Genomic DNA, 16,387 nt, shown 5'->3' with positions numbered 1-16,387 from the left:
GCTCCGCCTCCGGTGACGGGTGGGCCGGAAACGAAAAAACCTCTCGCGGGTGCGAGAGGTCTGCGCGCGGGTCTGGGACGACGATGGCCGCGCCGTACTCGGTTCGTACGGGGCGGTCACTGCGGACCGGCGCGCCTGCTGCCAATAATCATGGCGAACGAGAGCACGGGGGCAGTCTGGCACACCGCCGCCCCCGTGCCGCCGCCCGTCTCAGGATGCGAGCACGCGCGCGGAATCGGTGTCCTTGCCGACCCGGTGGAGGTCGATGTCGCGCGTCTCGCGCATCGTCAGGTAGACGACCAGCGAGACGGCGGCACAGCCGGCCACGTACCAGGGGAAGGCGGATTCCAGGCCGGACTGCTTGAGCCGCAGCGCGAGCGGCTCCGCCGTGCCGCCGAAGAGGGCGTTGGCGATCGCGTAGGGGAGGGCGACGCCGAGCGCGCGCACCCCGGTGGGGAACAGTTCGGCCTTCACACAGGCATTGATCGAGGTGTAGCCGGTGACGATCACCAGCGCGAGCATCGCCAGGCCGAACGCCGGCCAGAAGCTGCCGGCGTGCTTGAGCAGCGACATGATCGGCACGGTCAGGAAGGTGCCGCCGACCGCGAAGGTGATCAGCAGCGGGCGCCGGCCGATCCGGTCCGAGAGCGCACCGGCGAGCGGCTGAAGGCACATGAACACGAACAGCGCGCAGAAGCTGACCAGGGTCGCGGTCTGCTTGGGCAGGCCCGCGGTCCCCGAGAGGTACTTGGTCAGATAGGTGGTGTACGTGTAGTACGCGACGGTGCCGCCCATGGTCAGGGCGATGACCAGGAACGCCTCCCGCTTGTGCTGCCACAGCGCCTTGAGGGTGCCGCGCCCGGCCTCCTCCCCCGCGCCGCCCCCGACGGTCTCGCCCGCCTCGGCGAAGACTTCGGTCTCCAGCATGCTGCGCCGCAGATAGAAGACGACGGCCGCGCCCAGCGCACCGATGATGAAGGGGATGCGCCAGCCCCAGCCGTGCAGCGCGTCATCGGACAGAGTGTGCTGCAGCACGATCAGCAGCCCGAGACCGATCAGTTGGCCCGCGGTCATCGATACGTACTGGAAGCTGGAGGCGAAGCCGCGCTTGCCCTCGGCGGACGCCTCGGTCAGATAGGTCGCGCTCGCCGCGTACTCGCCGCCGACCGACAGGCCCTGGAGCAGACGGGCGATCAGCAGCACGGCGACGCCGCCGTAACCGGCCACCGCGTAGGTCGGGGCGACGGCGATCAGGACCGCCGAGGCCGACATCAGGGTGACGGTGAGCGTCAGCGCGGCCTTGCGTCCGCGGCGGTCACCGACCCGACCCAGCAGCCAGCCTCCGATGGGCCGCATGATGAACCCCACGGCGAAGATGGCCATGGTGTTGAACAGCTGCGCGGTGGCGTTCCCCGCCGGGAAGAAGGAGCCCGCGAAGTACACCGCGAAGCTGGAGTAGACGAACCAGTCGAACCACTCGACCATGTTCCCGGCCGAACCCACCCAGATCTTCCGCCAGTTGGCGGTGTCACCGCTCATTTCCGTCTCCCCTGGGCGCTGTGCCACGCCGGCCTCCTCGTTTCCGCGACCATCAGGCCGACCAGCGATCACCGTCGCCGATCGAGGCCGCGGCTGGCAAGAGGACGGCCGACAACGATCACGCGTCATTGCGTACGTTGCGTACCTCGAGACCTGGGGAAACGGGCCGACCGGCGAAGGAGCGGGCGCCGCCCCGGGGCCGCACCCGCTCCTTCGCGCCGTGACGGAGGTCAGGGCTTGCAGTGTCCCAGGTACTTGGCGCCGCGCACCTTCGTCGGGAGCGGGGCGACGGTGCCCAGGAACTCGTCCTTGCCCGGCTTGACGCACGGGTAGAGGTCCGGCGCCATGATGTGATCGACCTGCACCTTGTGCCAGTACTTCTTCGAGCAGTTGTGGTAGTAGAGTCCGGCGCTGCCGCCGGTGTGCACGCCGCATTTGGTCTTCTGGGCCGAGACCCGGCCGCCGGCCGGGCTCGCGGCACTGGCGGTGGCCGCCGGCCCGGTCAGGCCCAGCAGCACGGTGACGCCCAGCACGGCCACGACCGCGCGCGGAGTCCTCTTGAATGACATCACGTCGCTCTTCCCCTCGTTTCCCTCGTTGGAACCGGCGCGTGCGTGGTTCGGTCGGCACGCGCGTTCGAGTGACGCTAGGGGACGAAGATCGACCGATCAAGGGGTGCGCCGCAGCGAATCCGATCTGCCGCGCGACGGGCAACTCCCTTGCACATCAAGGGTTTTGCCCACCGGACGGATGCAGCGACTCGTCCAGGAACTCCGCCACGTGCATCCGGACGACCGCCCGGTCGGTGCCCGGCAGTCCCACCACCAGATGGGTGCCGAAGCCGTCGAGGAGGGCCCGGGTGCGGGTGGCGAAGCGCTCGGGGTCCACGGGGCGGAATTCGCCCTTGGAGGTGCCTTCGACGAGGAGGGCCACCAGGTCACGGTGCCAGGCGAGCTCCAGGTCGAGCTGGCGTTCGCGGGTTTCCTCGTCGGCGCTCTGGGAGCGGTTCCAGACCTCCAGCCACAGCGTCCAGCGCGGGTCGCGGTGGCCGCCGGGGAGGTAGAGGTCGACGAGGGCGTCCAGGCGTTCGCGGGCCGGGACGCGGCGGGAGAGGGCGGCCCGGCGCTCGGCGCCGAGCTGCTCCTCGCTCCACTGGAGGGTCTGCAGCAGCAGTTCGTCCTTCGTACCGAAGTAGTACAGGATGTGGCCGCTGCTCATGCCGACCTCGCGGCCCAGGCCCGCCATGGTCAGCCGGTCCAGCCCCTCCGCGGCGATGGTGGCCATCGCCGCGGCGAGCACCTGTTCACGGGGCTGGTTGAGCCGCCGCCGGGGACGACGCGCTGGTGCGGGACCGGGCACGGGGGACCTCCGGGGACGGTGGGGTCTGGGGTGGCTCAGACCTTGGGCTGCTGCTGGGTGATGCAGTGGATACCGCCACCCGCTGCGAAGATCGTACGGGCGTCCACCAGGGTCACGGTCCGCCCGGGGAAGAGCCGGCGGAAGATGGCGGCCGCTTCCTCGTCGCGCGGGTCGTCGAAGGCGCACAGCACGATGCCGTCGTTGCACTGCAGGTGGTTGATGTAGGAGTAGTCGACCAGCTCGCCGTTTTCCTCGATGACGGTCGGTGCGGGGATCTCGACGACCTCCAGCCGGCGGCCCTCGGCGTCGGTGGACGAGCGCAGCAGCTTGACGATCTCGTTGCAGATCGCGTGGTCGGGGTGGTCCGGGTTCGGCTGGGTGTGGACCATCACGACGCCGGGGCGGGCGAACGCGGCGACGATGTCGACGTGGCCGCGGGTGCCGAACTGACCGTAGTCGGCGGCCAGCCCGCGCGGCAGCCAGATCGCCTTGGTGGTGCCGAGGTACGCGTGGATCTCGGCCTCGACCTCCTCCTTGGACCGGTCCGGGTTGCGGCCCGGGTCGAGCTGAACGGTCTCGGTCAGCAGGACCGTGCCCTCGCCGTCGACGTGGATGCCGCCGCCCTCGTTGACCAGCGAGGTGGCGTAGCGGCGGGCGCCGGCCAGGCCCGCGACCTGCTCGGCTATCTTCTCGTCGCGCTCCCAGCGGGCCCACTCCTGGGCGCCCCAGCCGTTGAAGACCCAGTCGGCGGCGGCGAGATTGCCCTTGCCGTCGGTGAGGAAGGTGGGGCCGATGTCGCGCATCCAGGCGTCGTTCAGCGGCCGCTCGACCAGCTCGATGCCGTCGCCGAGCAGCGCGCGGGCGCCCTGGAGCTGGCCGGGTCCCGCGACGACGGTGACCGGCTCGTACCGGCGGACCGCGCGGGCGACGGCGGCCCATGCCGTGCGGGCCTCGGCCAGCGTCTCGTCGCCCTCCTCACCGAAGGTGAAGTTGGGGCCGGGCCAGGCCATCCAGGTGCGCTCGTGCGGTGCCCACTCCGGGGGCATGGCGAAGCCGTCGGCGACGGGAGTGTTCATCTTGGAGGTCCTCGTGGTGAGCGGGGCGGGGAGCGGGGCCCGCCGGCTGCGACGCGTCGCAGCCGGCGCGGTCACAGGAAGTACAGGCGCGACAGCGAGACGGTGTCGGCCGGGTCGGAGCGCATCGGGTCGCCGTCCAGGGTGACCAGTCCGCTGGCCCCGTCCACCTGTACCTGTCCGACGCGGGAGTTGTGGACGAGGTCGGCGGGGCCGATGCCGCGGGTGCCGCGGACGGCGACGCGGCGGCGGCGGGTGGGCATGCCGTCCATGCCGCCCTCGGCCGCGGCGCGCGCGACGAAGGCGACGGAGATCTCGGCGGGGGTGGCGCCGTGCGCGCCGAACTGCGGGCCGAGCACCAGGGGTTCGCAGGTGTCGGTGGCGGCGTTCGGGTCGCCGGTGACGCCGTAGGCGGGGAAGCCGGACTTCAGTACCAGCTGCGGCTTGGCGCCGAAGTACTGCGGCGACCAGAGCACGATGTCGGCCATCTTGCCGACCTCGATCGATCCGATCTCGTGCGAGAGGCCGTGGGCGATGGCGGGGTTGACGGTGAGCTTGGCGACGTAGCGCAGCACCCGGGCGTTGTCGTCGTGGGCGCCGTCGCCCGCCATGGGCCCGAGCTCGGCCTTCATCTTGCCGGCCATCGCGAAGGTACGGCGTACGGTCTCGCCGGCGCGGCCCATGCCCTGGGCGTCCGAGGAGGTGATGCCGATCGCCCCGAGGTCGTGCAGCACGTCCTCGGCGCCCATCGTGCCGGCCCGGATGCGGTCGCGGGCCATGGCGGCGTCGCCCGGCAGGTCGGTCTTGAGGTCGTGGACCGAGACGATCATGCCGTAGTGCTCGGCGACCGCGTCCCGCCCGAAGGGGAGGGTGGGGTTGGTGGAGGAGCCGATGACGTTGGGGACGCCGGCCATCTTCAGGACGTTGGGGACGTGCCCGCCGCCGCAGCCCTCGATGTGGAAGGCGTGGATGGTGCGGCCGTCCAGGACGCGCAGGGTGTCCTCGACGGAGAGGCATTCATTGAGGCCGTCGCTGTGCAGCGCCACCTGGACGTCGTGTTCCTCGGCGACGCGCAGCGCGGTGTCCAGGGCGCGGGCGTGCGCGCCCATGTCCTCGTGCACCTTGAAGCCCAGGGCGCCGCCCTCGGCCAGCGCCTCGACCAGCGGGGCCTCGCCGGAGGAGGAGCCGCGGCCCAGGAAGCCGATGTTGACCGGCCAGGCGTCGAAGGCGCTGAAGGCGTGCCCGAGCGCCCAGGGGGAGTTGACGCCGACGCCCCACACGGGGCCGAACTCCTGGCCGATGACGGTGGTCACGCCGGAGGCCAGCGAGGCTTCCATGACGCGCGGCGAGAGCAGATGGACGTGGGTGTCGACGGCGCCCGCGGTGGCGATCATGCCCTCGCCGGAGACGATGGACGTGCCGGTGCCGACGACGACCTCGACGCCCTCGAGGGTGTCGGGGTTGCCGGCCCGGCCGATCGCGTGGATCCGGCCCTCGCGGATGCCGATGGACGTCTTGCGGATGCCCTGGACGGCGTCGATGACCAGGACGTTGCTGATCACCACATCGCAGGTCTCGCGCAGCGACGCGGCCTTGAGGTGCAGTCCGTCGCGGGCGGTCTTGCCGAAGCCGGCCAGGAACTCGTCGCCGTGCTTCTGCGAGTCGGACTCGACGCGGACGACCAGGCCCGTATCGCCGAGGACGACCCGGTCACCGGCCCGCGGGCCGTGCACCGCCGCGTACTCCTGGGGGTCCATGTGACTCATACCTGCTCCTCCGCTCCCAGGTAGCCGCAGGCGGCGGCCCGCCGCAGCGCTTCCGTCTTCGCTCCCGGCGCGTCCAGCGGGCCGTCGACCAGTCCGGCGAACCCGATCGCGATCCGGTCGCCGCCGATCGGCACCAGGCCGACCTCGTGGGTGCCGCCCGGGTCGAAGCGCTCGGACGAGCCGGCCGGGACGCACAGCCGCATTCCGTAGGCCGCGGCACGGTCGAAGTCCAGCCGCGGGTTCGCCTCGAAGAAGTGGAAGTGGGAGGTGACGCTGATCGGCACGCTCGCGGTGTTGTGCACGCTCAGCGTCACCACCGGTACCGGCTCCGGGTCGGCCGGGCCGGGGAGCACCGCGCCGGGGACGGCGCTCTCGTCCGCCTCGCCGGCCGGCTCGCCCTCGGGTGCGCCGCAGCGGATCGGGTCGGTGACCACCGCGAGGCGGGAGCCGTCGTCGAAGACGGCCTCGACCATGACGTCGCCGACCACATCGGCGACGCCCGGCAGCACATCGTCCGGGCCCAGCACCTTTCGGCCGGCCTCGATGGCCTGAGCGAGGCGGCGCCCGTCCCGCGCCGCCTCGCAGACTGTGTCCGCGATCAACGCGGTCGCCTCGGGCACATTCAGCTTCAGTCCGCGGGAGCGGCGCGAGCGCGCCAGCTGTGCCGCGTTGAAGAGCAGCAGCCGGTCGCGTTCCGTGGGGGTCAGCCGCATCCCGTCGCACCTCCAGCTCGATGACTCGATTAGAGCACCACTCTAACTCGCAGAAAGTCAAGAGGGAAGCATTGACCTGGGGCGCCCTCATGAGTCACATTGAGCGCTGCTCTAAGTCAAAGATGTTCGGCGGATCGAAGAGAACGCCGCTCAAGGATCCACACAGCGATCTCCCGACGAGAGCACCACAGGGATCACCACCCACCGTGATCGCGAAGCACCTCATCGGATCGCCCGCAACACCGGGCGTGCACCGCTCATGGAGCACTGCACAAGCAGCCACCGAGCACTGAAATCACACTGTTCCGGCCTCTCAGGGGAGCCCTCATGCCGATCGAACAACGCGGAGTCGACACGATCCCGGACGAGGAACGCACCAGCGGTCCGCGCGACCTCATCTCCATCCTGCTCGGCTCGAACCTCGCACTCGGCGTGGTGATCTTCGGCTGGCTCCCGGTCTCCTTCGGGCTGGGCTTCTGGGGCTCGGTGAGCTCCCTGGCGGCCGGCACCCTCGTCGGCGCCGTGCTGACCGCCCCGCTCGCGCTGGTCTCCCTGCGCAGCGCCACCAACCTCTCCACCAGCAGTGGCGCCCACTTCGGCGTGCGCGGCCGGCTCATCGGCTCGGTCATCGGCCTGCTGCTCTCGCTCGGCTACACCGCGCTGACCCTGTGGGTCGGCGGCGACGCCATGGTCGGCGCCCTGCACCGCCTGATCGGCCTGCCGACCGGCGGCGCCTCGTACGCCCTCGTCTACGCGGTGCTGGCCGGCGCCACCGCCGTGGGCGCGGTGTACGGCTACAAGGTGCTGCTGCGGATGAGCAAGGTGCTCTCCATCGGCCTGACCGTCGTGCTCGCGATCGGCCTGGTCGCGTTCGCGCCCCACTTCACCACGGCCCCCGTGCCCGGCACCTCGTACGCGCTCGGCGGCTTCTGGCAGACCTGGCTGCTGGCCGCGGTCTCCGCCGGTCTCAGTGGCCCGATCGCCTTCATCACCCTGCTCGGCGACTACAGCCGCTACATCTCGCCGCGCCGCCACAGCTCGAAGAAGGTCTTCGCGGCCACGTACCTGGGCCTGGTGATCGGTCTGCTGGTGCCCCAGCTCTTCGGCACCTTCAGCGCGCTCGCGGTCGGCGCCGGCAGCGACTACGCGGGCCCGCTGGTGGCCGGCGCGCCGTTCTGGTACCTGATCTTCCTGCTGGTCAACGCCTCGGCCGGCTCGGTGGGCAACTCCGGCCTGATGCTCTACAGCATGGGCCTGGACCTGGACGCGATCCTGCCGCGCGCCACCCGTACCCAGGCCACCTATGTCGTCGCCGGCCTGTCCACCGCGCTGGTCTACTTCGGCCACTTCCTGTGGGAGGCGCAGGACGCGATGACGTCCTTCGTCCTCCTGATGACGGCCATCGGCACCCCGTGGGCGGTCATCACCGTGATCGGCTTCGCGCGCTGTCGGGGCACCTACGACCCGGAGTCCCTCCAGGTCTACAACCGGGGCACGCGCGGCGGCGTCTACTGGTACCGGGCGGGCTGGAACGTCCAGGCCACCGTCGCCTGGGTGCTCGGCTCCGCGGTGGGCCTGATGGGCGTGGACACGTCCTTCTACCAGGGACCGCTGCTGGCCTACACGGGCGGCATCGACGTCAGCTTCCTGCTCGCCCTGCTCGTGGCGGGCGCCGCCTACCTGGCCCTGAGCGCCCGGCAGCCGCGGCCCGTCCCGGCCCTGCGCGCCGCCACGGGCACCACCGTTCCGGAGGCACCCGCGGAGGTCGGCTGAGCCGACGCGGTAACGACGGAGGCCGCCCCCGCATCGCGTGGGGCGGCCTCCGTCGTGCACCGGTGCAGGGCTCAGCCGAGCGGGTGCATCCAGCCGTGCCGGTCCTCGGCGACGCCGCGCTGGATGTCCAGGAGCGCGTTGCGCAGCTCGAGGGTGACCTTGCCGGGCTCGCCGCCGGACTGGATCCACTCGCCGCCCGCGGTCTTGACCGTGCCGACCGGGGTGATGACGGCGGCGGTACCGCAGGCGAAGACCTCGGTGAGCGTGCCGTTCTCGCTGTCGGCGCGCCACTGGTCGATCGAGACCCGGGCCTCCTGTGACGCGAAGCCCAGGTCACGGGCGACGGACAGCAGCGAGTCACGGGTGACGCCGGCGAGCAGGGAGCCGGTCAGCGTGGGCGTGACGATCTTGTCGCCGTACACGAAGTAGAGGTTCATGCCGCCGAGCTCCTCGACCCACTTGTGCTCCACGGCGTCGAGGTAGGCGACCTGGTCGCAGCCCTGCGCGGCGGCCTCGGCCTGGGCGAGCAGCGACGCGGCGTAGTTGCCGCCGGTCTTGGCGTCGCCCATGCCGCCGGGCACGGCGCGCACGCGGTTCTCGGACAGCCAGATGGAGACGGGCTTGACGCCGCCGGCGAAGTAGGCGCCGGCGGGCGAGGCGATGACGACGAAGAGGTACTCGTTGGCGGGCTTCACGCCCAGGCCGACCTCGGTCGCGATCATGAACGGGCGCAGGTAGAGCGACTCCTCGCCGCCGTGCGCGGGCACCCATGCCTTGTCCTGCTGGACGAGCAGGTCACAGGCCTCGATGAAGGTCTCGACGGGCAGCTCCGGCATGGCCAGCCGGCGCGCGGAGGCCTGGAAGCGCCGGGCGTTGGCGTCGGGCCGGAAAGAGGCGACGGAGCCGTCGGGCTGACGGTATGCCTTGAGGCCCTCGAAGATCTCCTGCGCGTAGTGCAGCACGTTGGTCGCCGGGTCGAGGGCGAGCGGCCCGTACGGCACGAGCTGGCCGTCGTGCCATCCCCGGCCTTCCGTCCACTTGATCGTCACCATGTGGTCGGTGAAGTAACGGCCGAAGCCGGGGCCGGCGAGGATCTTTTCCCGCTCCGCGTCGGACAGCGGGTGCGAGGAGGGCTTGAGCTCGATCGTAGGCGTCGTCATGAATACATGTCCTTCACTGCGTGTTCCGCACCGGTGCGGCTGGTGGCGGCCGCGTACGACGGTCTCTTGACGTACCGGTCGTTACTGGGACGTCCGAGTTTCCTCGCGGACGGCGGCCCCTCGTCCGATTATCGCTCGGGGGTGTCCGCCGCCGTAAAGGTGTCCGCCGACCGTAACGTGTGCGCGGTCTCCGGGTCCGATGGTCGCATCCCTCCCGGCGGTGGCACAGGGCGGACCGCGGCGGGGCACGCGGGGCGGGGTCGCGGGAGAGCGGACGGGGAGAGAGAACGGACAGCGCCGGACCCCCCGTGGGGCCCGGCGCTGTCCGTACTGCTCGGTGCGCTGCTGCGGGCCTCAGCCCGCTACGCGTGCGGCGAGGGCGTCGCCGATCTCGTCCGTGCTGCGGGCGGTGCCGTCCCGGGTCTCCAGGTCGGCCGCGACGGCCTCCTCGATGCGGGCGGCCTGCTGCTCGAAGCCGAGGTGGCGCAGCAGCAGCGCGACGGAGAGGATCGTCGCCGTCGGGTCGGCCTTGCCGGTGCCCGCGATGTCCGGGGCGGAGCCGTGCACCGGCTCGAACATCGAGGGGAACTCGCCGGTCGGGTTGATGTTCCCGGAGGCGGCCAGGCCGATACCGCCGGTGACGGCCGCGGCGAGGTCGGTGAGGATGTCGCCGAAGAGGTTGTCGGTGACGATGACGTCGAACCGCTCGGGCTGGGTGACGAAGAAGATCGTCGCGGCGTCGACGTGCAGGTAGTCCGTGGTGACCTCGGGGTACTCCCGACCGACCCTGTCGAAGATGTTCTTCCACATGTGACCGGCGTAGACCAGGACGTTGTTCTTGTGGACCAGCGTCAGCTTCTTGCGCGGGCGGGCGTTGGCCCGCTCGTACGCGTCCCGGACCACGCGCTCCACACCGTAGGCGGTGTTGAGGCTGACCTCGGTGGCGACCTCGGCCGGGGTGCCGGTCCGCAGGGAACCGCCGTTCCCGGTGTACGGGCCCTCGGTGCCCTCGCGCACCACCACGAAGTCGATCTCGGGGCGGCCGGCGAGCGGGGTCGCGGTGTTCGGGAAGAGCTTCGACGGACGCAGGTTGACGAAGTGGTCGAAGGCGAACCGGAGCTTGAGCAGCAGTCCGCGCTCCAGCACGCCGGAGGGCACCGACGGGTCGCCGATCGCGCCGAGCAGGATGGCGTCGTGCTGCTTGAGCGAATCCAGCTCCGCGTCCGGAAGGGTGTCACCGGTCTCGTGCCATCGCTTGGCCCCGAGGTCGTACTCCTTGGTTTCCAGCTTGACGTCCTGCGGGAGTACCGACGTCAGGACCTTCAGGCCCTGGGCCACGACTTCCTGGCCGATACCGTCACCGGGGATCACTGCGAGGCGAATGCTGCGAGACATGTCTGGACCCTACTCTCCGTCCCATTGATTGACACGTAACGTCCGTCATACGGACAGGTGGGGGACCGGTCAGCTGCCGTTCACCTGCGCGCCCCACTGTGGACGGCTCGCGCTGCGAGGTTCGACGCATGACTGCCACTTCCCGGGGGTCCGGCCCCCAGCCCTCACACCTTCCCCGCGTCGGGATACCGGAGCGGCTCGCGGGCCGGATGAGCATGCCCGAGCAGCACGAGTACCTGCGCACCAAGCTGACCCGCCGCGGCCTGCTGCGGACGTCGGCCGCCACCGCGGGCGCGGTGGCGGGCTCCGGGCTGCTGGCCGGCTCCGCCCAGGCCGCCTCCCCCGCGCTCCTCGCCCCGCACGCCACCGGCGCCGTCGACGGCTCGCTGGTCGCGCCGTTCGGCCGGCACCTGTCCTTCGGCGCCGACCCCAGGACGCAGATGCGGGTGGCCTGGCAGGTGCCGCTCGCGGTCCGGCGGCCGTATCTGCGGGTGGGACTCAAGCCGTGGGACCTGGGCCGCAAGATCGAGGCCGAGGTGCGCGATCTGCACACCCCGTCGCTGTCCGCGAAGCTCCCGGCCGTCGAGCAGTACTACCTGCACGCCGCGCTGGACGGGCTGCGCCCGGGCACGACGTACTACTACGGCGTCGGCCACGACGGGTTCGACCCCGCCGACCCGCGGCACTTCGGCACCGTCGGTACCTTCCGTACCGCCCCGGCCCGCGCGCAGAAGTTCACCTTCACCGCCTTCGGCGACCAGGGCGTCAGCTACCACGCGCTCGCCAACGACCAGCTGATCCTGGGGCAGGACCCGTCCTTCCACCTGCACGCGGGCGACATCTGCTACGCCGACCCGGACGGCCAGGGCTCCGAGCACGACACCTACGACGCCCGCGTCTGGGACCAGTTCCTCGCCCAGACCGAGTCGGTGGCCAAGTCCGTGCCGTGGATGGTGACGACCGGCAACCACGACATGGAGGCCTGGTACTCCCCCAACGGCTACGGCGGCCAGAACGCCCGCTGGACGCTGCCCGGCAACGGCCCGGACGCGAAGAACGCCCCCGGCGTCTACTCCTTCACCTACGGCAACGTCGGTGTCGTCGCGCTGGACGCCAACGACGTCTCGTACGAGATCCCCGCCAACCAGGGCTACACCGACGGCCGGCAGACCCGCTGGCTGGACCGCCGGCTGGCGGAGCTGCGCGCCGCGGACGGGATCGACTTCATCGTCGTCTTCTTCCACCACTGCGCCTTCTCCACCACCAACTCGCACGCCTCGGACGGCGGGGTGCGCGATGCCTGGCTGCCGCTCTTCGAGAAGCACGGGGTGGACCTGGTGGTCAACGGCCACAACCACGTCTACGAGCGCACCGACGCCATCAAGGGCGGCCGGGTCTCCAAGAAGGTGCCGATCGGCGAGCACGTCGACTCCTCCCGCGAGGGCATCGTCTACGTCACCGCGGGCGGCGCGGGCAGGGCGCTGTACGACTTCCCCGTACCGGACAGCTACGAGGGCCACGTCAAGGACCTCGACGAGGTGAAGACGTACCACTGGACCAAGGACCGCACCAAGGCGGTGGACACGGTGGAGTGGTCGCGGGTGCGCTACACCGGCTTCTCGTTCCTCGCGGTCGAGGTCGAGCCGGGGCGCCGCCCCCGGATGAAGGTCACCGCGCTCGCCGAGTCGGGCGAGCGCGTGGACCACTTCGAGGTGACGCGCTAGGGGGTGTCCTGGGCGCGCCGTGGTGCGCCCAGGACATCAGTGCCCGGTCGAGCCGCCGTTGTCGCGGCGGTCGAGCGCGCGCTGGAGGGCGGCCGCGGCGGCCCGGCGGTCGGCTTCGCTGGTCGTGCGGACGGAGTGACGGGTCCTGCGGACGGCGGTCTCGGCCATGATTCACGTCTCCAATGCCAAAGCCCCGGAACAATGAGGGGTGCGTCGATGCAGACACGGGCCGGAAGGGCGGGGGCCGCGGCGCGGCAGGGGTCACCTGCGCTGGCGCACCGGGCCGCATCCGCCTCGCTCGATGGAGCGATACGTTCGGCTCCTACAAAGCTAGGACAGCCGGGCCGTGATGTCTGCACAATTACTTGGGCTTCCTACTATCTGAGACGGACGCCACGGCGGTCCGGCCGTCCGCCCGCCCGGTCCGCGGTACTCAGGCCGCATTGGCCCGATTGAGTAGCGCACCTGAGTAGGCACACCGTGCCGCGGGCGCCCACCGCGCGGCGAGAGTGGCCCCATGAACGGCCTGTACGCACTCAAGCCCTGGTACGCGGCCCGGCTCGGCGGGGTCCGCGCCGCGCTGGCCCGCCACGAGGTCTCGCCCGACGCCCTGACCGCCGCCGGTGTGCTCGCCGCCGCGGGCGCCGCGGCGGCGCTCGCCTGGCTGCCGGCCCCGCTCGCCGCCCTCCCGGTCACGGCCCTGCTGGCCGCCCGGCTGGCCTTCGCCAATCTCGACGGCGCCCTGGCCCGCGACACCGGACGCTGCACCCGGCGCGGCTCGGTGCTCAACGAACTCGGCGACCGGGCCGCCGACCTCCTGGTGCTCGCCGGTTTCCTCGCGCTCGCCCCGCTGTGGCTGGTGGCCCTCGCCGCGCTGGCCGCGACGCTGCCCTCCTGGGTCGCGCTGGCGGGCGCCGCGGCCGGGGCGCCGCGCCGCAACGGCGGACCGGTCGGGAAGACCGAGCGCTGCCTGCTGGCGGCGGTGGCCGCCGCGACGGGGTGGGCGCTGCCGGTCCTGGTCGTGCTGGCCGCCGGCTCCGCGCTGACCGCGGGGCTTCGACTGGTGTGGCTCTGGCGGGAGTTGGGCGCATCGGACGCCCGGCCGGCGGCCGAGGTGGCCCGGTGAGCGCGTTCGTGGGGCCGCTGGGCGGTGCCGGTGGCCTGCTGCTGACCGGCGGCGAGGCCGTCGGCCGGGTCGCCCCGGTGGTCGGCGGGGTGCTGGGGCTGGGCGGCGTCGCCGTCGCGGCGCTGCCCGCCCGGGTGCGGATGCGGCGCGAACTGCGCCGCCGCTGGCGCACCTGGGCGCTGGCCGCCCCGGTCTTCCTGGGTCCGCTGTTCTTCGGCGAGGCGGGCGCGGCGGTGCTGGCCGTCGGCCTCGGTCTGATCGCCGTCGGGGAGTACGCGCGACTGGCGCCCGGCGGGGCGGTAGGCGCCGAACGCCGGGTGCTCGCCGCCGCGGCCGTCGTCCTCCCGCTGCTCGCCTGGTTGCGCCCGCAGTGGCTGGATCTGCGGCTGATGGCCGTGCTGCTGCTCGCCGCCGCGCTGCCGGCGCTGCTGTCCGGCGACCACACGGCGGGTGCGGCCCGCGCCGCCCGCTCCCTCTTCGGCCTGCTCTGGATCCCCGTCGCCCTCACCGGCCTCGTACTGCTCGGCGGCACCGCCGTCGCGGTGGGCGTGGCGGTCGCGCTCGGCGACGTGGGGGCCTGGTGCGGCGGCACGGCCCTGGGGCGACGAGGCGCACTGGCCCGCCCGCTGTCGCCGCTCTCCCCCCACAAGACCTGGGCCGGAGTGCTGGGCGCCGCGGCGGGCACGGCCGGGGCACTGGCGGCCGTCGGGGCGTTCACGCCGTGGCTGTGGGGCGCGGTGCTGGCCGGGTGCGTCCTGGGCGACCTGCTCGAATCCATGGTCAAGCGGGAGGCCGGGGTGAAGGACGCCGGGAGCTGGCTGCCGGGCTTCGGCGGGCTGCTGGACCGCATCGACTCGCTGCTGGTGGCGGTGCCGCTGGCGATGGTGGTGACGCTGTGAGGTACGGCCTTCGGGACGGGATGACGGGACGGATCACCGGTCGGTCCGGCGGACCTTCGCGGCCGGCCGACGGCCACCGCGGCACGCGCGGGCGGGGCCGGGTGCCCGGCGGCCGGGGCGGGCCCTCCCGCCCGGTCCGGCGCCGCCGCGCGCTGCGCGCCGAGCGTCGAGCGCTGCGTGGCCTGCGCACCCACCACCCGGTCGGTCCCGCCCGGCGCCCCCGCCGCCTCCGTCCGCAGCACCCCGGGCAGGCCCCGTTCCCGCTGCGCCCTTCGCGCCCCGCCGGACAGCGGATCCCCCGCCCGGGCCTGCCCGCCACCACCGCCGCGTGGCTGCGCCGGGCGCTGTGGACCGTCGCCCTCACCCTCACCGGCGGCGTCGTCCGGCAGGGTCGGCTGCCGCGCGGCGGCTGCGTGGTCGTCGCGAACCACTCCTCGCACGCCGACACCGCGGCCCTGCTCGCCGCCCTCGACGCCCGGCACGCCCCGCTGATCGCCGCGGCCGCCGACTACTGGTTCGCCACCCCGTGGCGCCGCCGCATCTGCCGCCACCTCGCCGCGGGGTTCCCCGTACGGCGTACCGGCGGCGGCCTCGACGATCTGCTGGGCACGGCCGGTGCGTTGCGGGCCGGCCGGGCCGTGGTCCTCTTCCCCGAGGGCACCCGCGGCCGGGACGGCGCAGTCGGCGAGTTCCGCCGGGGCGCGCTGCTCCTGGCCCAGCGGGCCGGTGTCCCCCTCGTCCCGGTGGGCCTGGCGGGCACCGACCGCCTGCTCCCCAAGCACGGCCGACTCCGCCGTACCCTCGTCCGCGTCCAGATCGGCGCCCCCCTGTACGGCCCCGTCGCCCCGGCCACCGCCCGCGACGCCGTGCAGTGCCTGACCGACCGCGCGGCCGCGCACGGCCTGGCGGACTCCCGGCTCCGCCGCCGCACCGCGGCCGTCGTCGCCTCCCGCCGGGGCCTGCCGCTCACCTTCGGCTGGGCCTTCGCCGAGGCGCTGAGCTGGCCGCTGATGCCGGAACTCTTCCTCGCCGTCGCCTGCGTGGCCGCGCCCCGCGCCGGTCTGCGCCTCTCCCTCGCGGCGCTGGGCGGCAGCCTCGCGGGCGGCCTGCTGGCCCTCCAACTCGCCGCCGGTGGCGCCCACTTGCCCGCCCCGCTCACCACGGACCGGATGCGCGCCGAGGTCTCCCGGCAGCTCGCGGACGAGGGCGCCGAGGCCGTTCGCCACCAGCCCTGGGACGGCATCCCGTACAAGGTCTACGCCGCCGAAGCGGGCCGCGCCCGCATCCCCGCCCCCGACTGGCTCCTCGCCTCGGCCGAGGCGCGCGGGAGCCGAACCCTGACGGTGGGCCTCGCCTTCGCTGCACTGGGGGCGGTGGCGCGGCCGTGGCGGCGGCGGTATGTGGGGTATCTGGCGCTGTTGGGGGGTGGCTTTGCGGTGGGGTTGGGGGTGATCATTGCGGGCTGGAGCTGATGGTCATACGAACGGGCGAACGATGGACGACGACGAGTTCATCACCGCTGACGGTCTCGGCCTCGACGCTCGCTGCGTAGCCCTCATCGTCGAGGTCGCCTCACCCGGCGACGACAAGCAGCACGACCGCGTCCGCAGGCGCCGCGCCTACGCCCGCGCCGGTATCCCGGTCTACGTCGTCATCGACGACTACGACGACAACGGACACGTCACCGTGCTCACCTCCTCCTCTCCCGAAGAAGCGAACCACGGCGACTCGACTCGGAGGCCGTACGGCACCGAAGTCACCATCCCCGAAGGCCCCGCCAAGGGCTTCACCATCGGCGAGACGATCACCGGCCCACCCCGCACCTCCGGCTGACCCGGGCAAACACACCGGCGGCCCGGC

15 protein-coding genes are annotated in these 16,387 nt (G+C 72.5%); 6 read left to right on the top strand and 9 right to left on the bottom strand.

What is annotated here, in order from left to right:
• Positions 1-210 precede the first annotated feature (210 nt).
• The 6 genes from ACGFML_RS05075 to ureA form a co-directional block, all read right to left on the bottom strand.
• Positions 211-1,539, bottom strand: coding sequence for an MFS transporter (locus ACGFML_RS05075; protein ID WP_393540069.1), 1,329 nt, complete (start codon positions 1,537-1,539; stop codon positions 211-213).
• Positions 1,540-1,769: 230 nt separating this feature from the next.
• Positions 1,770-2,108, bottom strand: a complete 339-nt coding sequence (locus ACGFML_RS05070; RefSeq protein WP_393540067.1) for a hypothetical protein — start codon at positions 2,106-2,108, stop codon at positions 1,770-1,772.
• Positions 2,109-2,265: 157 nt separating this feature from the next.
• Positions 2,266-2,898: a TetR/AcrR family transcriptional regulator gene (locus ACGFML_RS05065; protein WP_393540065.1), complete on the bottom strand. Its 633-nt coding sequence runs from the start codon at positions 2,896-2,898 to the stop codon at positions 2,266-2,268.
• A 35-nt stretch (positions 2,899-2,933) separates the two neighbouring features.
• On the bottom strand, positions 2,934-3,974 hold the full coding sequence (locus ACGFML_RS05060; RefSeq protein ID WP_393540063.1) for an agmatine/peptidylarginine deiminase: 1,041 nt from the start codon (positions 3,972-3,974) through the stop codon (positions 2,934-2,936).
• Between the two features lie 71 nt (positions 3,975-4,045).
• Positions 4,046-5,737 carry an urease subunit alpha gene (locus ACGFML_RS05055; protein ID WP_393540061.1) on the bottom strand — a complete coding sequence of 564 codons (1,692 nt, stop codon included), beginning with the start codon at positions 5,735-5,737 and terminating at the stop codon, positions 4,046-4,048.
• Positions 5,734-6,450, bottom strand: a complete 717-nt coding sequence (gene ureA, locus ACGFML_RS05050; protein WP_393540059.1) for an urease subunit gamma — start codon at positions 6,448-6,450, stop codon at positions 5,734-5,736. The genes ACGFML_RS05055 and ureA overlap by 4 nt, the downstream gene beginning before the upstream one ends.
• A 327-nt stretch (positions 6,451-6,777) precedes the next feature.
• Between ureA and ACGFML_RS05045 the strand changes: the two genes are divergently transcribed.
• Positions 6,778-8,223 carry a cytosine permease gene (locus ACGFML_RS05045; protein WP_393540057.1) on the top strand — a complete coding sequence of 482 codons (1,446 nt, stop codon included), beginning with the start codon at positions 6,778-6,780 and terminating at the stop codon, positions 8,221-8,223.
• Positions 8,224-8,294: 71 nt separating this feature from the next.
• On the opposite strand, the gene ACGFML_RS05040 is transcribed toward ACGFML_RS05045, so the two are convergent.
• Both ACGFML_RS05040 and ACGFML_RS05035 read right to left on the bottom strand, forming a co-directional pair.
• Positions 8,295-9,383, bottom strand: coding sequence for a branched-chain amino acid aminotransferase (locus ACGFML_RS05040; RefSeq protein WP_393540055.1), 1,089 nt, complete (start codon positions 9,381-9,383; stop codon positions 8,295-8,297).
• Between the two features lie 354 nt (positions 9,384-9,737).
• Positions 9,738-10,778: a 3-isopropylmalate dehydrogenase gene (locus tag ACGFML_RS05035; protein WP_393540053.1), complete on the bottom strand. Its 1,041-nt coding sequence runs from the start codon at positions 10,776-10,778 to the stop codon at positions 9,738-9,740.
• A gap of 128 nt (positions 10,779-10,906) precedes the next feature.
• Here ACGFML_RS05035 and ACGFML_RS05030 point away from each other — a divergent pair, with 128 nt between their 5' ends.
• Positions 10,907-12,502 (top strand): fibronectin type III domain-containing protein, encoded by a 1,596-nt coding sequence (locus tag ACGFML_RS05030; RefSeq protein WP_393540051.1) that lies wholly within the window; start codon positions 10,907-10,909, stop codon positions 12,500-12,502.
• A 36-nt stretch (positions 12,503-12,538) separates the two neighbouring features.
• On the opposite strand, the gene ACGFML_RS05025 is transcribed toward ACGFML_RS05030, so the two are convergent.
• Positions 12,539-12,670: a hypothetical protein gene (locus tag ACGFML_RS05025; protein ID WP_393540049.1), complete on the bottom strand. Its 132-nt coding sequence runs from the start codon at positions 12,668-12,670 to the stop codon at positions 12,539-12,541.
• A 349-nt stretch (positions 12,671-13,019) separates the two neighbouring features.
• Here ACGFML_RS05025 and ACGFML_RS05020 point away from each other — a divergent pair, with 349 nt between their 5' ends.
• Genes ACGFML_RS05020 through ACGFML_RS05005 form a run of 4 tightly spaced genes read left to right on the top strand, consistent with a single transcriptional unit; the run spans position 13,020 to position 16,360 of the window.
• Positions 13,020-13,628, top strand: coding sequence for a phosphatidate cytidylyltransferase (locus ACGFML_RS05020; protein ID WP_393540047.1), 609 nt, complete (start codon positions 13,020-13,022; stop codon positions 13,626-13,628).
• 35 nt (positions 13,629-13,663) lie between these two features.
• Positions 13,664-14,527: a phosphatidate cytidylyltransferase gene (locus ACGFML_RS05015; protein WP_393540425.1), complete on the top strand. Its 864-nt coding sequence runs from the start codon at positions 13,664-13,666 to the stop codon at positions 14,525-14,527.
• The gene (locus ACGFML_RS05010) at positions 14,524-15,999 is read left to right on the top strand and encodes a lysophospholipid acyltransferase family protein (protein WP_393540044.1); all 1,476 of its coding nucleotides are present in this window, start codon (positions 14,524-14,526) and stop codon (positions 15,997-15,999) included. The genes ACGFML_RS05015 and ACGFML_RS05010 overlap by 4 nt, the downstream gene beginning before the upstream one ends.
• A gap of 22 nt (positions 16,000-16,021) precedes the next feature.
• Complete coding sequence (locus tag ACGFML_RS05005) at positions 16,022-16,360, top strand: Uma2 family endonuclease (RefSeq protein ID WP_393540043.1); 339 nt, start codon at positions 16,022-16,024, stop codon at positions 16,358-16,360.
• Positions 16,361-16,387: the final 27 nt, after the last annotated feature.

This window comes from Streptomyces sp. NPDC048650, assembly GCF_043199095.1.
GTDB lineage: Bacteria > Actinomycetota > Actinomycetes > Streptomycetales > Streptomycetaceae > Streptomyces.
The sequence above is the reverse complement of the archived record's forward strand: the minus strand, read 5'-3'. Positions and strand labels throughout refer to the sequence as shown.

Bases quoted from the DNA above. Each gene is read 5' to 3' on its own strand.
- ACGFML_RS05075 (WP_393540069.1), bottom strand. From the start codon at position 1,539: ATGAGCGGTGACACCGCCAACTGGCGGAAGATCTGGGTGGGTTCGGCC.
- ACGFML_RS05070 (WP_393540067.1), bottom strand. From the start codon at position 2,108: ATGTCATTCAAGAGGACTCCGCGCGCGGTCGTGGCCGTGCTGGGCGTC.
- ACGFML_RS05060 (WP_393540063.1), bottom strand. From the start codon at position 3,974: ATGAACACTCCCGTCGCCGACGGCTTCGCCATGCCCCCGGAGTGGGCA.
- ACGFML_RS05055 (WP_393540061.1), bottom strand. From the start codon at position 5,737: ATGAGTCACATGGACCCCCAGGAGTACGCGGCGGTGCACGGCCCGCGG.
- ureA (WP_393540059.1), bottom strand. From the start codon at position 6,450: ATGCGGCTGACCCCCACGGAACGCGACCGGCTGCTGCTCTTCAACGCG.
- ACGFML_RS05045 (WP_393540057.1), top strand. From the start codon at position 6,778: ATGCCGATCGAACAACGCGGAGTCGACACGATCCCGGACGAGGAACGC.
- ACGFML_RS05040 (WP_393540055.1), bottom strand. From the start codon at position 9,383: ATGACGACGCCTACGATCGAGCTCAAGCCCTCCTCGCACCCGCTGTCC.
- ACGFML_RS05035 (WP_393540053.1), bottom strand. From the start codon at position 10,778: ATGTCTCGCAGCATTCGCCTCGCAGTGATCCCCGGTGACGGTATCGGC.
- ACGFML_RS05030 (WP_393540051.1), top strand. From the start codon at position 10,907: ATGACTGCCACTTCCCGGGGGTCCGGCCCCCAGCCCTCACACCTTCCC.
- ACGFML_RS05025 (WP_393540049.1), bottom strand. From the start codon at position 12,670: ATGGCCGAGACCGCCGTCCGCAGGACCCGTCACTCCGTCCGCACGACC.
- ACGFML_RS05020 (WP_393540047.1), top strand. From the start codon at position 13,020: ATGAACGGCCTGTACGCACTCAAGCCCTGGTACGCGGCCCGGCTCGGC.
- ACGFML_RS05005 (WP_393540043.1), top strand. From the start codon at position 16,022: ATGGACGACGACGAGTTCATCACCGCTGACGGTCTCGGCCTCGACGCT.